This is a genomic window from Paraflavisolibacter caeni, assembly GCF_025628885.1.
Lineage (GTDB): Bacteria > Bacteroidota > Bacteroidia > Chitinophagales > Chitinophagaceae > Flavisolibacter > Flavisolibacter caeni.
In genome coordinates, this window is sequence record NZ_JAOTIF010000001.1 from 317304 (window position 1) to 332514 (window position 15211).

Consider the following 15211-nt stretch of genomic DNA (forward strand, 5'->3'; position numbering starts at 1 on the left):
AGTTCAGATTTTTTGGAAATTAAAACAGTACCTTTTTTATTGTAAAAATTTTTAGAATGGTTATGTAATATCCTTATTAACTGCATCAACCAATAAAATACACTTATGAGACCATCGCTTTTCTTCTTCTGTATGCTCCTTGTATGCCAATCATTTGCTCAAAACAGGAAACTCAACGCAGAAACATCTGTTCAGAACGTAACTATATTTTCTTCCGGTGCCCAGGTGGTGCGTACATCTGGTGTTGCAATTCTACCGGGTCGCACAGAGGTTATCTTCAGTGGATTGAGCAATCAATTGGAACAGCAAAGTGTCCAGTTGAAGGCCGATGCCAATATTACCCTGCTATCGGTTCAAACAACTAAAGATTTTTTAAGCCAGAGAAAAATAGAGCAGGACGAAAGAGAACTGCTGGAAAAGCGCAACTCCTTGAAAGAAAAAATAGAGTTGGACAATAAGCTCTTTGAAGTTTATAAGAATGAAGAGGCTATGTTGGTGAAAAACCAATCCATAGGTGGGCAAACAGGGGTAAAAACAACAGAGTTGAAGGAAGCCCTGGATCTGCAACGCCTGCGTTTGACAGAAGTATACCAAAAGCAACTGGAAATACAGAAGCGGCTACAGGCGCAACAGGCCGATTTTGAAAGAATGAGGGCCCAGTTGGCTGAGATCAGCAGGAAAAAAGATAGCGTCAACTATGTAGTTACAGCATTGATAGATAGCAAAGAATCTCGTAATGTCAAATTTAGCCTTCTTTATACTGTGCGGGATGCAGGCTGGTATCCTACTTATGATGTGCGGGTGAATGACATTGCCCAGCCATTAAGTGTCTTGATGAATGCTAATGTCTTTCAGCGCAGTGGAGAAACCTGGAAAGACGTAGAGTTATTATTGAGCACAGGTAATCCCGGAGATAATGCGACTCCATCTGCCCTTCAGGCCTGGATGTTAAACTTTTATGATCCCTCTATAACCTGGTTGCGTACCAAGGGACAGCAGCCTGGCACAGCATCAGGCAGAGTGGTAAATGAACGAGGTGAACCTGTAGTCGGAGCTTCTGTTACGATCAGGGGCACTGCAACAAGTACAACTGCTGATGCCAATGGATATTTTAAGCTGCAAAGCTTTCCTCAAAACAGCATAGCAGTTATTTCATCTGTAGGATATCAATCCAGGCAAATACAATTAAAGCCCGGATATTTTACCATTCAGTTGAAAGAGGCTTCCCATAGTTTGGATGACGTAGTAGTTGTAGGTTATGGAGCACCTGCTCTGGAGGGCCGGGTTGCCGGGATAGATGCATCCCGGACAAGTAAGCAGGTAAAACAGGAGGCAATTCAAACCGTCGATGTATCCACCCAGTACCAGCCAACAACTGTCGTTTATAAAATAGATGAAAAGTACACATTGGAGACAGACGGCAAAACTACCACCATTGGTATCAAGAGCGTTTCCATTCCTACATTGTATGAATATTACTCTGCACCTAAGTTGGATCCTGCAGCTTACCTCACAGCCAAGGTTGTGAACTGGCAGGATTATGACCTTCAATCCGGTGAAGCCAGCCTTTACTTTGAGGGCACCTTCCTCGGCAAATCTTATATCGATCTGGCCGAAATATCTGATACACTTTCAATTGCTCTGGGAAAAGACAACAATGTTAAAGTTTCCCGCAGGTTGGTAAAGGAAATGAGCTCAAAATCCTTGATTGGTGGTAATCGCACAGAGTCAAGGAAATACGAGACTACTATTCGTAACACCAAGAAAATTCCAGTGAATATCATAGTTCAGGATGGCTTGCCTGTATCTGTAAACAAGGAAATCGATGTGGATGCAACCCACGCTCCGGATGCAAAAGTGGATAAGGAAACTGGAATTGCCACCTGGAAGTTTACACTGCCGCCCGCAACTGAGAAAAAACTCTCTATTGATTACACCGTGAAATATCCAAAAGATAAGAAGGTGATTGTGGAGTAAGTGAAAAAATTACATCATGTCCATTACGCTCCAAGGAGCGTAGTACCTCTCCTGCTACAGCAGGAGAGGTTAATTTAATTGCGGGTCTATTGGGAAATTAATCATCATTTCATATTCTCCTCCCAACTGCTTAAGCGACTCTTTCCAGATCTCCTCTGCATTGGGATGAAAAATGATGTTGCGTGTAGCTTCAGCAGTCAACCAGGTTTTTTCTGTCATTTCAGACTCCAGCTGGCCGGCACTCCAGCCTGAGTACCCAATAAAAAAGCGAATATTTGATGAGTTTATCGTACCATTTTTAATGCCATCTACTACGCTGTCAAAGTCGCCTCCCCAATAAACGCCCTTCATAATTTCCAGCCCGCCGGGCACGTCCTCCGGACAACGATGCAGAAAATGAATGGTATTCATCTGAACCGGACCTCCATAATAAACTGGGATTTTATGCCCTTCAATCTCCGGGATCAACTCATCCAGTGTATTCTCATATTGGCGGTTAATTACAAACCCAACAGTACCTTCTGCCTGGTGTTCAGTAACAAACACAACAGTCCGCATGAAGTTTGGATCCTTTAAAAAGGGGTCAGCAATTAACAAAACACCGGACGCAGGTTCTATCATATAGTTAAAGTATAGTGTTAATATAATACATTATGTGTTAAAAGTAGGGTATAACAATCTTATGCCAACATTACATAAGGGCCGAACCAATATTTTTGCAAACACAACTTTATCAACCATCAGCAATTTGTGAAACGCAATTTTCCAATCATAATAGGTCTTATTACCCTTTCTTTGATAGGTATCATTTTTATACAGATATCCTGGTTGCAAAATATGCTGCTTCTGAAGCAAGACCAGGTAAAACAAAAAGTAAAAGATGTTGCTACAAAAGTAGGAGAGGATTTAGCTCAATACAAGGCAACGCCTGTAGCGCCTAATAATAAAATATTTCCAGGCTTTGGCGACGACTTTAGTTTGGAAATGGCGCGGCCCTACAGCGTTGGTCACAGATTTACCACTAAAGAAATTTACGACAAAATCAATCTTGCTTTCAACGCCCACAATCTCGAAGATGTCCCTTTCGAATTCGGATTGGCATTAATGAACAGCAACATGATTACGTATTTTGAAAGGCAATCTGGCCAGTTTGCTGCATGGTATGATGATTCTACTAGTCATTTTTCTTATCATTATCCCCTTATCGCTCCGAGTGGTTCAGCCGCAGAGAACCTTTCATTTGATGAAATGTTGATCATAGTGGTGCCGAGTGTTAAAAATATTGTGGCTAAAAGCCTTTTGCCGCAAATGATTTTTTCTATTGTATTGATTGTTGTGGTGATTGCTGCTTTTTATCTTACTGTTCATACGCTATTACGCCAAAAGAAGTTGAGTGAGATCAAAAACGATTTTATCAACAACATGACCCATGAATTTAAGACTCCGCTAGCTACTATCTCCCTGGCTGTTGATGCGCTTAGAAATGATAAAGTAATCTGTGATCCAAAGAAACTTGGTTATTTCAGTGGTATCATAAAAGAGGAAAACCAGCGAATGAACCGTCAGGTAGAAACAATCCTGAAATCGGCTTTGATGGAGCGCCAGGAGGTGGATTTAAATTTAAAGCCATTGCATATTCACCAGATCATTGAAGATGTGGCCGACAACTTTATATTACGCCTGGATGAAAAAAAGGGTGAGTTGGAGACCAACCTTCAGGCAGATAACGACATGATCGAGGCTGATGAGGTTCATATATCTAATCTGATTAATAACCTGATGGATAATGCGGTTAAGTATTCAAAGGATAACGTGCCTCCTCAAATTTCCATTTCAACCACTTCAAACGGTAAAAGCATTTTCATAAGAATTGAGGATAACGGTATTGGAATGTCCCGTGAAACATTGAAACGCATTTTTGAAAAGTTCTACCGCGCCCATACGGGTAATATCCATAATGTTAAAGGTTTCGGCCTTGGACTTAGCTATGTAAAAAACATAGTAGAAGCCCATGGTGGGAAGGTAAGGGCAGAAAGCACTCTGGGGAAAGGAAGTAGCTTTACCATCGAGTTTCCAAAGTATATTCCGAAATCTTAAAAAGTCCAATCGGTATAGTTATGGTATTAATAGACTACTATCCCCATAACTCAAAAACCTATAATCATTTTCCAATGCATGTTGATATACTTTTTTCCATTCATCACCTATAAAAGCTGCCACTAGCAACAGCAATGTTGATTGTGGCTGATGGAAATTAGTAATCAGGGCTTTGGCTGATCGAAAGGTATAGCCTGGAACAATGATCAGGCTGGTGCGGCAAAAAACTTCTCCCATATTGTGCTGTTTCATATAATCTAGTATAGCCCTAATACTATCAATATAACTGATGTTGTCTTCTTCCAATTCATATGCTTCCCATTGCTCTAACACAAGTTCCTCTGCTTCGATATACTGTAACCTCTTTACTTTGATGCCAATCCAGTACAAGCTTTCCAGGGTGCGCAAAGAGGTCGTGCCAACGGCAACTATGGCTTGCGATGCCGCAAGTTTTTCGAGTGTGGACAGGGAAACATGAAAATGCTCGGCATGCATGGTATGATCGGCAATGGTTTCCGATTTCACAGGTTTAAAAGTGCCTGCTCCCACATGAAGAGTTATATAGGAGGGATGAATATCTTTTTCAGACAGCTTATTGAATACGGTATCTGTAAAATGCAGTGCTGCTGTTGGGGCGGCAACTGATCCCTGGTACCTTGCAAAAATTGTTTGGTACCGGTTTGCATCATCTGCCAATGCTTCTCTTTTAATATATGGTGGTAATGGAATAGCTCCGGCAGCATGCACCACCTCTCCAAAACTTACATCTGATGGCTGCCAGCTGAATTCAATGACGAAACTGTCAACAAGTTTATCAATATAGTGCGCAGAAAGCACTACCTCTCTGTCATTGATCAATAGTTGTTTTTGTAAAACCTGGCCGGGTTTCCACTTGGATGCACCTCCTATGAGGCAGTTCCAGCGTACAGGACCCGTATGGCATATGGCATTTTCAATATTATTTTCATCTGTTGGCTCCAGGCAAAAGATTTCAATAACCCCTCCGGTTGGCTTATGAAAAAGAATGCGTGCTTCAATAACACGGGTGTTGTTTAAAATGAAAGTAGCCCCGGGTTCTAAGTATTCAGGAGTATTGTAAAAAACATCATCACTAATTTTCCCACTTTTATACACCAGGAGCTTGGATTGGTCCCTTTCCGGTAATGGAAATGCTGCAATTCTTTCCTGAGGCAATGAATACGTGTAATCTTTTATAAAGATTTCATGCGCTGTAACCTTCATTTCATTTCTTTATTGGTCGCAAAAATCAGTATTTAAAGGCTGATAATGAGCAAATTATTTGTAATTAACACCTCTTCTATTGTGTATTTTATTGTCAAGTTGCTTTATAAACATTTTATCCACAATAATTCACATGAAATCCACATCCATTTTGCGATAGAAAAAATACTATATCATGAAACGTATGTTTCACAAGGGTTGTGAAATAACCTCGGCTTGTGGATAAATTAAAGCCAAAAAACTCTAATCCAAAAGTGGGAAAAGGTGTTATTTTGTGTCAATACTTGGTTTTTCCCTCTTTTAATATGACAGGCTTTTTAGGTGAATTTGAAGCAACTCTGGACTCTAAAGGTCGCTTTCTTTTACCTGCTGGTTTTAAAAAACAACTACCAGAGGGTGAAAGTACTCGATTTGTGGTTAACAGAGGATTTGAAAAATGCCTGAGCCTTTATACAATGGAAAGCTGGGAGCCACTTTACGCCAAGATTAAAACATTGAATGATTTTGATCCGAAAGTGAGGGAGTTCCGTCGTTTTTTTTTAAATGGAGCAACGATTGTTGAGCCTGATGGTGCTGGAAGACTTTTGTTACCGGCCAATTTAAAAGAATATGCAGGTCTTGAAAAGGATATAGTGCTGGCGTCGGCGGTTGATAAAATTGAGATCTGGGCAAAAGATAAATACCAGCAGTTCTTTGAATCTTATTCGCCTGATGCCTTCAGCAGCCTGGCGCAAACAGTAATGGTAAATGAAGGCTAACTAATGAAAGCGAAAAAAGAAAAGAAAAGAGTGAAGGACAATGAAAAGTTGGACTTAGGCCAGGGTGGCAATATCCCCCTTCTGGAGAGTCGTACTGAAGAGAAAGGGAGTTTGGAGGCTGGTTATCATGTTCCGGTCCTCCTGCAGGAAACTATTGAAGGGTTGAATATTCGGCCTGATGGTATTTATGTGGATTGCACATTTGGCGGCGGGGGGCATAGTAGGGCAATTCTTGAAAAGCTTGGTCCTGAAGGAAGGTTGATTGCGTTTGATCAGGATGAGGATGCGAAGAGAAATCTTCCTGAAGACAAAAGAGTCCTGTTTATACCACACAACTTCCGTCATATGAAAAGGTTTTTGCAATTGCATGGAGTAAAGGGAGTTGATGGTGTGTTAGCGGATTTGGGTGTAAGTAGTTTTCAGTTTGATGAGGCAAGCCGCGGTTTTTCTACACGTTTCAATGCGCAATTAGATATGCGCATGGATCAGCGGCAGGAAAAGACGGCCTTTGATATCATTGGCACTTACTCGGAGCAGGAACTGCACAAGTTGTTTGAGCAATACGGAGAGGTTACAAACTCAAAAACTTTAGCAAGGACAATTGTTGAAGCAAGGCGAGTAGCACCCATTCAGACAATAGATGCCTTTAAAACGGCTTTGCGGGATATTGTAAAAGGTAATCCTAATAAGTATTTCGCACAGGTTTTTCAGGCATTGCGCATAGAAGTGAATGATGAACTTGGAGCATTGAAGGAAATGTTGCAGCAACTGCCTCAGGTGTTGCTGAGTGGAGGACGGGCAGCTATCATAACTTTTCACTCTTTGGAAGATAGGTTAGTGAAGGTTTTCTTTCGCGATGGCAGTTTTGAGACGCCCGAAGAAAATCCATTTGGAATCACCAGGGTAGAAAATGAATTAAGGGTAATTAATAAAAAACCCATTGAAGCTACAGATGATGAGATCAAAAGAAATTCGAGGTCGAGAAGTGCGAAGTTGAGAATTGCGGAAAAGAAGTAAGGCGCGAATTATCTGGAGCTATCAGATTATTGGTAAAACCATCCAATGAAAAAACAAAAGAAAGATAGAGATGCTCGTTTTTGGAAACGTTTGCTGAATTACCAGGCAATTGTTAGACAGATACCGTTCTTTCTTTTTCTGGCAGCTCTGGCTGTTGTATATATCTATAATGGTCATAGTGCTGATAAAACGGTAAGAGCGATAAGTAAGACAAATAAGGAATTAAAGGAGTTGCAATACGAATATAAAACAGTGAAAGGAGAGGTGTTGTTCAGAAGCAAGCAAAGCGAATTGGTGAAGGCAGTTGAGCCCTTGGGGCTTAAGGAGTTGACGATTTCGCCGGTCGTATTGATAGATAGTGCAAATGTGAATGAAAGGGATGAAGAAAATTAATAAACCAACAATATTAAACTATCGCGAATTTGGAAGTAAAGAGCGACATACTGTGGAGAGTGTATTTGAGTTTCATCGGGATCGTTGTACTGAGCCTGGTGGTGATGGGGCGTGCGTTCTATATTCAGAGGTTTGAAGGAGATTATTGGAGGGGTTTATCTGATAGTTTGCATCAAAAACTGGTTGAGTTGGATGCAGAAAGAGGAACCATTTATAGTGAGGATGGTCAGATGCTGAGTACCTCAATTCCTTTCTTTGATGTTTATATGGATTTTGGCGCAGAAGGTTTGCGCGATAAGAATGGAAAACGTTTTCGTGAAAATATAGATTCCTTTGCTATAGCCTTATCTAATTTTTTTGAAGATAAATCTACCTACATATATAAGAAAGAGTTGCAACTCGCATACAACGAAAAGAACCGATACTACCTGCTGAAGAAAAATCTTTCGTTTGATCAATACAAGGCATTTCGTGAATTTCCTTTGGTTCGATTGGGGCGAAATAAAAGTGGAGTTATAGCTGAAGTAAAAACAAAACGTTTGAACCCTTTTGGCATTTTGGCAAAGAGAACGATAGGGCTTGCCCGGGAAAATGCACAGAATGTGGGCCTTGAAAGGACGTACGACACTATGCTAAAAGGGGCAACCGGAAGGCGTCTTGTTCGATTTATTGCTGGTGGTGCCGCTGTACCGGTTGAGGGATATGAAATTGAAGCTGAGAATGGGAAAGATGTAATTACAACGCTTGATGTCAATATCCAGGATATAGCTGAAAATGCATTGATGAAGATGATGGTGCAGAGTGAAGCGCAATGGGGCACATGCATCGTAATGGAAACAAAGACAGGTAAAATCAAAGCCATAGCTAACCTTGGTCATGGTAAAGACGGAGCGTACGACGAAAATCTGAATTATGCGCTTCAAACAAATGAACCTGGTTCAACCATCAAGTTAGCTACTCTGCTTGCAGTGTTAGATGCTGGGCATAGTAAAATATCAGACCTGGTGGACGTAGGTTCTGAAGGCCGTGCTTTTGTTGGTGTAAGAAATGTAACTGATGCCGAGCGGGCTCCTAAACCTGTTTTAACAGTACGCGAAATATTTGCCCATAGTTCAAATGTTGGATTTAGCAAATTGGCTTTCAAAGCCTTTGCTGAGAAGCCTGAAGATTTTAAGAATTATTTGCACCGCTTTCATCTGGATAGGAAATCTGGCATTGGATTAGTAGGTGAAGAACCTCCTGTTATCCCAAGATGGAAACGCAATAAGGAAGGCTTGCATGCTATGTTGACCATGAGCTTTGGATATGCCATAGAAGTAAGCCCTCTTCAAACACTGATGCTCTATAATGCCGTTGCCAATGGAGGCAAAATGATGCGTCCTTATCTGGTAAATAAGATACAAAGTAACGGTTTGGCTGTGAAGGAGTTTTTGCCTGAAGTAATCGATGAAAATATTTGTAAACCAAAGGTTATTGCGGATGCCAGGAAGTGTATGGAGGCTGTTGTGATTGAAGGAACTGCTAAAGATGTTTTTAAAGATGTTCCATTTTCTGTGGCTGGTAAGACAGGTACGGCACACGTAGCAGGTGGAGATGTGAAATATTATGATGGTGTATACCAGGCTTCATTTGTAGGGTATTTCCCTGCCGATCAGCCAGAATATACCTGCATTGTAGTAGTGAAAACAAAACCTCATGCTGCAATACATTATGGAGGACAATTGGCGGCTCCGGTGTTCAAAGAAGTTGCTACCAAGTTGTATGCAATGTATGTGCAGAGGAAAAAGATAGGACCAGTGCAATTGATACCCGATAGTTCACTGCATGCTTATGCCGGCTATGGTGATGATATCAAAAACATTTTGCTTACTGTTGGTATGAAGTATAAAGATTCTGCTCGCCGTGCTGATTGGAACACCGTTTATACCAATCCTGGTAAACCGGTAGTGAAAGCGGCAGAGATGAATAGTAAGACCATACCTGATGTGCGCAACATGACATTGAAAGATGCATTATATGTACTTGAAAACAGGAATGTGAAGGTTGCAGTAAAGGGACGCGGGAAAGTGGTTGCGCAGGATATTATACCAGGAACAAGAATAACTAAGAATCAGACAATAACTCTTTTATTGAATTAAGTGAAACTCTTATCGGACATATTATATAAGGTGCAATTGCAAGCGATTGATGGAAATACTGATCTGCAAATCAGTGATGTCCAGATCGATTCCCGGAAAGTACAAAAAGGGAGTTTGTTTATTGCTGTGAAAGGGGTTGCTGTTGATGGTCATCAGTTCATTCAAAAAGCAATTAGCCAGGGTGCTGTGGCTATTGTTTATGAAGAGTTGCCAATGGAGAAAAATCCGGGTGTAACTTTTGTACAAACAAAGAAAAGTGTAGAAGCTGCTGGTGTTATAGCTCATAACTTTTATGGGCAGCCTTCACAGCATATTAAACTGGTAGGTGTAACAGGAACCAATGGAAAGACTACCATTGCAACTCTGTTGTATAAGTTATTTACAGCTTTGGGATATAAGTGTGGGCTGGTAAGTACAGTAGAAAATCAGATTGCAGGCAAGGTAATTCAGGCAACACACACGACGCCTGACGCGATCAGCTTGAATGTTTTATTAAAGCAAATGGTTGACGAGGGATGCAGTCATGCTTTTATGGAAGTTAGCTCTCATGCTGTGCACCAAAGACGGATTGCAGGATTAGAGTTCGCCGGTGGCATATTCAGCAATATCACGCATGACCATTTGGATTATCATGGAACATTTGATGAATATATAAAATCTAAGAAAGGTTTCTTTGACGCACTGCCAGCATCTGCATTTGCTATCACCAATATTGATGATAAAAGGGGAGCAGTGATGTTGCAGAATACTGCAGCTAAGAAATATACTTACAGCTTGCGAAGTGTGGCCGACTTTAAAGGGAAGATCCTTGAAAATAGTCTGGCTGGTTTGCAAATGATGGTTAATGATCAGGAAGTGCATTTTCGTATGATAGGAGAATTCAATGCCTACAACCTTTTGGCTGTTTACGGCACTGCAGTTTGCCTTGGCGAAGACAAATATAATGTTTTGCAAACGCTGAGTAATAGTACAGGTGCTGAAGGAAGGTTTGATTATATCATTTCACCAAAGGAAAAGATTATAGGTATTGTAGATTATGCACATACTCCTGATGCTTTGCTGAATGTATTGGCTACTATCAAAAAATTGAAAAGTGGAGAGGAGCAGGTGATCACAGTAGTAGGTTGCGGTGGCGACAGGGACAAAACAAAACGTCCCGTGATGGGAGAGGTAGCTTGTGCACATAGTAATAAAGTGATTTTTACTTCTGATAATCCGAGAAGTGAAGATCCTTTACAAATCCTGGCTGAAATGGAAGCTGGACTTAACACTGCTGCGCGTAGAAAGTTTGTATCAATTGCAGATCGTAAACAGGCTATTAAAACAGCAGTAAGCATGGCGGAGCCGGAAGATATTTTACTCATCGCTGGTAAGGGACATGAAAAGTACCAGGAAATAAATGGTGTAAAACACCATTTCGATGACAAGGAAGTGTTGAAAGAAATGTTTGAGTTGTTAGGAAAATAATTTAAGAGTAGAACACTTAATCCAAAATTGTAAATCTAAAACTGTAAATAATAATGTTGTATCATCTCTTTGAATGGTTTAGAACTGCAGGATACCAGTTTCCTGGCGTATCCCTGTTCCAGTTCATAACATTCAGAGTGTTAGTGGCTGTTATTTTATCACTGTTCATTACCACTGTTTATGGCAAGCGCCTGATTAATTACTTGCAGCGTAAACAAATTGGTGAGTCTGTTCGTGAACTTGGTTTGGCTGGCGAACACAGTAAAAGGGGGACACCCACAATGGGTGGTATCATCATCATTTTGGCAATTTTGATTCCAACCTTATTGCTGGCCAATTTAGGAAAAGTATACATCCGCCTGATGATTGTGAGCACGATCTGGTTGGGTATCATCGGGTTCATTGATGACTATCTGAAACTGAGGGCAAAGAAAAAGGCTAAGGAAAAAGGCGTAGCATATAAAAAGGGTGATGACGATGGGCTGGCTGGAAAGTTCAAGATATTCGGACAAGTGATGTTAGGAGTCATCATTGGTGCAACACTCTATTTCAATAATAATGTGAAAACCTGGCGTGAATATCAAGGTGTTCCTAAAGCGGGTGAAACAACTGTTATTGCTCGGGAGGTAAATAATCGAATCAAATATTTCGTTGAAGCAAAGGAGCCGATCACTACGATCCCATTTGTCAAGTCTCATGAATTTAATTATTCCAAGTTGTTGCCAAATGGTTTGCGTGATTATACTTGGTTGCTTTATATCGGCGTTGTTATTTTCATTATCACGGCTGTTTCAAACGGTTCAAATATTACAGACGGATTGGATGGGCTGGCAACTGGAACATCTGCATTGATAGGAGTCTGTCTCGGCATATTTGCCTATGCAAGTGGTAATCTGGTATTGGCTGATTATCTCAATATAATGTATATCCCCAACCTGGGAGAGTTGGCAATTTTTATTGGTGCTATGATTGGGGCTTGTGTTGGCTTTTTATGGTATAACGCCTACCCAGCCCAGGTGTTCATGGGAGATACCGGTAGTCTTACATTAGGTGGAATTATTGCAGCCTTGGCGATTATTGTTCATAAAGAATTATTGATACCTATATTCTGTGGTGTATTCCTGGTGGAAAATCTAAGTGTAATGATTCAGGTTGGCTATTTTAAGTACACCAAAAAGAAGTATGGAGAGGGGCGTCGGGTATTCTTGATGAGCCCATTGCACCATCACTATCAAAAGAAGGGGTATGACGAAGCAAAAATTGTTACAAGGTTCTGGATCGTAACGCTGTTACTAGTGATTTTTTCCATAGTAACCTTGAAACTAAGATAGAGTTTATTGCTATGAAAAACAGCCTTTATCGTACGCATGAAAACAATGTATAAAAAGTTAGTCATATTAGGTGGAGGAGAGAGCGGCATTGGCGCAGCCTTGCTTGCAAAGGCAAAAGCCTATGATGTGTTATTGATGGATGAAGGTTCTTTGAAAGAAGGTTATCGCAATGAATTGGTGAAAGCTGGTATAGAATTCATTGAAAAAGAAATAGATGAAAAAAGATTGCTGGAAGCAGATGAGGTAGTGAAAAGCCCGGGTATACCGGAAAAGAACCAGTGGGTAAAAAAACTGCGGGCTGCACGTATTCCGGTGATCAGTGAAATTGAGCTTGCATACAGGCATAAAGGTGATAGCAGGATCATTGCCATTACTGGTAGCAATGGTAAGTCCACAACTACTTCGCTCATCTATCATATGTGTAAACAGGCCGAAATGAGTTGTGCGTTGGTGGGGAACATTGGGTATTCTTTTGCTAAACAAATCGCTGAAGATCCGAAAGAGTGGTATGTGGCAGAGATCAGCAGTTTTCAGTTGGATGATATTCAAACTTTTCGTCCTGATATAGCTGTATTATTAAATATTACTGAAGATCATCTGGATCGATACGATTACAAGTTTGAAAATTATATCAGTAGCAAGTTTCGCATTGCGATGAACCAGACTTCAAATGATTATTTTATCTATAACCTGGATGACGAAGTGATAACTGATTATTTAAGAGAAAACTCAATTCAATCAAATAAATTACCTATTAGCATGAAACAGGAAGTTGTAAAAGGTGCATTTATTAAAGACGACGAAATGCATGTGCAAACAGGAAGCGAACAAATGGAAATGAGCGTCTATGATTTTGCTTTGAAAGGTAAACATAATCAATTCAACACTATGGCAGCATGTGTGGCAGGTTCTACTGTAGACATTCGCAAAGACAAGATCCGCGAAGCAGTACAGACCTTTGAAAGCCTTGAGCACCGCATGGAACCAGTGGCAACCGTTCGCGGTGTTGAGTTTATCAACGATAGTAAGGCTACCAATGTAAACTCTACTTGGTTTGCCCTAGAAAGTATGACAAAGCCAGTAGTTCTAATTCTGGGTGGCGTTGATAAGGGTAATGATTATTCCGCTATCATGGAAATGGTACAGGAAAAAGTGAAAGCAATCGTATGCATGGGGGTCGACAACACGAAGATTGTAGAGAAGTTTAAAGATGTGGTAAAGGTTGTAAGTACAAGTAGTGCTATTGAGGCTGTTAACGATGCCTTCAAAGTGGCAACGGTTGGCGATGTTGTATTATTGAGCCCGGCCTGTGCATCTTTTGATTTGTTTAAGAATTATGAAGATAGAGGAACACAGTTTAAAGAAGCAGTGAGAAACCTGTAAATGTAGATCGAACCTCCAGTTGTTCACAATTTTCATGCACCACATAAAGATCAAATGACCGAACCAATTCAAATACAATCACCGTTGCGCAATTTGCGGCCAAGGACAAAGGGCGATAAGGTAATTTGGGCATCTGTATTGCTACTGGTGCTTGCGTCATTATTAGTTGTGTATAGTGCTACAGGTTCCTTGGCGTATAAAATGTACAAAGGCAATACTGAGGTATACCTGTTTAAACAGGTCGCCTTTATCGTAGTTGGTTTTTGTGTTATTTATTTTGCTCACCGGGTTAATTATACGATCTATTCCAGGATTGCTAAAATCTTGTTCTTTCTATCTATACCATTATTATTTTATACCTTATTTTTTGGTGTTACACTGAATGAAGGAAGCCGCTGGATAAAGCTTCCTATTATTAATCTAACGATGCAGACTTCTGACTTAGCTAAGTTGGCCTTATTCATATTCCTGGCCCGCTTGTTAAGTAGAAAACAATCCGTTATAAAAGATTTTAAAAAAGGATTTCTTCCTATAATAATGCCAGTTGGATTGGTTTGTATGCTCATTGCACCAGCCAACCTTTCTACTGCCTTGCTCCTGGGTTCCAGTTGCATGGTATTGTTGTTTATAGGAAGAGTTAGTGGTAAACATTTATTGGGAGTTATAGGTGTTGCAATGATTCCTCTTGTCATATTAGTGATGTCTGCCGTAATTAAACATCAGACATCCGGAGGAGAGGAAGTTACCACTAAAGAAAAAAGTTCAAGGATTACTGCACGTTTTGGTACCTGGGTCAGTCGTGTAGAAGGTTTTATTTATGGTGGAAAAGAGACCGATAATGATAATATGTATCAGGTCAATCAGGCCAAAATTGCTATTGCGAAAGGTGGAGTATTGGGTGTTGGGCCGGGCAATAGTGAGCAAAGAAACTTTTTACCACAAGCATATAACGATTTTATTTATGCCATCATCATTGAGGAGTATGGATTGATGGGTGGGGCATTCATAATATTTATTTATCTGGTCTTCTTGTTTAGAAGCATCAGGTTATTCAAGAGGTGCCCATATGCCTTTGGCGCATTCCTGGCATTAGGGTTAAGCTTCACATTAGTATTACAAGCCATGGCTAATATGGCTGTTAACGTTAATTTATTTCCAGTAACAGGTGTTACACTGCCTTTGGTGAGTATGGGAGGGAGTAGTTTCCTCTTTACCTGTTTGTCAATTGGCATTATTTTGAGTGTGGCAAGGAATGTTGAACAATTAGAAGGAAAGGTTGCTTTAGAAAACGAAAAAATAAGTGAAATAGATAATCCAGTTGACGAAGATGCATCAGAAGAGAATGTTTCTTCATTAGTTGAAAAGCCTTCAAGAAAGAAAAAAACTGAACTTATCGAAGCATAGTTAA

At 40.4% G+C, this 15211-nt stretch carries 12 protein-coding genes; 10 read left to right on the plus strand and 2 right to left on the minus strand.

The window, feature by feature from the left end; translation table 11 throughout:
* Positions 1-105 precede the first annotated feature (105 nt).
* Positions 106-1977, plus strand: a complete 1872-nt coding sequence (locus tag OCK74_RS01375; RefSeq protein WP_279295184.1) for a mucoidy inhibitor MuiA family protein — start codon at positions 106-108, stop codon at positions 1975-1977.
* 69 nt (positions 1978-2046) lie between these two features.
* On the opposite strand, the gene OCK74_RS01380 is transcribed toward OCK74_RS01375, so the two are convergent.
* Entirely contained in the window at positions 2047-2598 is a 552-nt protein-coding gene (locus tag OCK74_RS01380; RefSeq protein ID WP_279295185.1) for a YqgE/AlgH family protein, read from the minus strand.
* Positions 2599-2727: 129 nt separating this feature from the next.
* Here OCK74_RS01380 and OCK74_RS01385 point away from each other — a divergent pair, with 129 nt between their 5' ends.
* A complete protein-coding gene (locus OCK74_RS01385; RefSeq protein WP_279295186.1) occupies positions 2728-4074 on the plus strand; it encodes a sensor histidine kinase in 1347 nt (448 codons plus the stop codon).
* 18 nt (positions 4075-4092) lie between these two features.
* Here OCK74_RS01385 and OCK74_RS01390 read toward each other — a convergent pair whose 3' ends face one another.
* Positions 4093-5316, minus strand: coding sequence for an S-adenosylmethionine:tRNA ribosyltransferase-isomerase (locus tag OCK74_RS01390; RefSeq protein ID WP_279295187.1), 1224 nt, complete (start codon positions 5314-5316; stop codon positions 4093-4095).
* A gap of 218 nt (positions 5317-5534) precedes the next feature.
* Between OCK74_RS01390 and mraZ the strand changes: the two genes are divergently transcribed.
* Genes mraZ through OCK74_RS01430 form a run of 8 tightly spaced genes read left to right on the plus strand, consistent with a single transcriptional unit; the run spans position 5535 to position 15207 of the window.
* The gene (gene mraZ / locus OCK74_RS01395) at positions 5535-6074 is read left to right on the plus strand and encodes a division/cell wall cluster transcriptional repressor MraZ (protein WP_279295188.1); all 540 of its coding nucleotides are present in this window, start codon (positions 5535-5537) and stop codon (positions 6072-6074) included.
* A gap of 3 nt (positions 6075-6077) precedes the next feature.
* Entirely contained in the window at positions 6078-7091 is a 1014-nt protein-coding gene (rsmH, locus tag OCK74_RS01400; RefSeq protein WP_279295189.1) for a 16S rRNA (cytosine(1402)-N(4))-methyltransferase RsmH, read from the plus strand.
* A gap of 45 nt (positions 7092-7136) precedes the next feature.
* On the plus strand, positions 7137-7484 hold the full coding sequence (locus OCK74_RS01405) for an FtsL-like putative cell division protein (protein ID WP_279295190.1): 348 nt from the start codon (positions 7137-7139) through the stop codon (positions 7482-7484).
* Between the two features lie 29 nt (positions 7485-7513).
* Positions 7514-9622 carry a penicillin-binding protein gene (locus OCK74_RS01410; RefSeq protein WP_279295191.1) on the plus strand — a complete coding sequence of 703 codons (2109 nt, stop codon included), beginning with the start codon at positions 7514-7516 and terminating at the stop codon, positions 9620-9622.
* The gene (locus OCK74_RS01415; RefSeq protein ID WP_279295192.1) at positions 9623-11089 is read left to right on the plus strand and encodes a UDP-N-acetylmuramoyl-L-alanyl-D-glutamate--2,6-diaminopimelate ligase; all 1467 of its coding nucleotides are present in this window, start codon (positions 9623-9625) and stop codon (positions 11087-11089) included. It abuts the gene before it with no gap.
* A 53-nt stretch (positions 11090-11142) separates the two neighbouring features.
* The gene (gene mraY, locus OCK74_RS01420; protein WP_279295193.1) at positions 11143-12420 is read left to right on the plus strand and encodes a phospho-N-acetylmuramoyl-pentapeptide-transferase; all 1278 of its coding nucleotides are present in this window, start codon (positions 11143-11145) and stop codon (positions 12418-12420) included.
* Between the two features lie 45 nt (positions 12421-12465).
* Complete coding sequence (murD, locus tag OCK74_RS01425; protein WP_279295194.1) at positions 12466-13803, plus strand: UDP-N-acetylmuramoyl-L-alanine--D-glutamate ligase; 1338 nt, start codon at positions 12466-12468, stop codon at positions 13801-13803.
* 54 nt (positions 13804-13857) lie between these two features.
* A complete protein-coding gene (locus OCK74_RS01430) occupies positions 13858-15207 on the plus strand; it encodes an FtsW/RodA/SpoVE family cell cycle protein (protein ID WP_279295195.1) in 1350 nt (449 codons plus the stop codon).
* Positions 15208-15211: the final 4 nt, after the last annotated feature.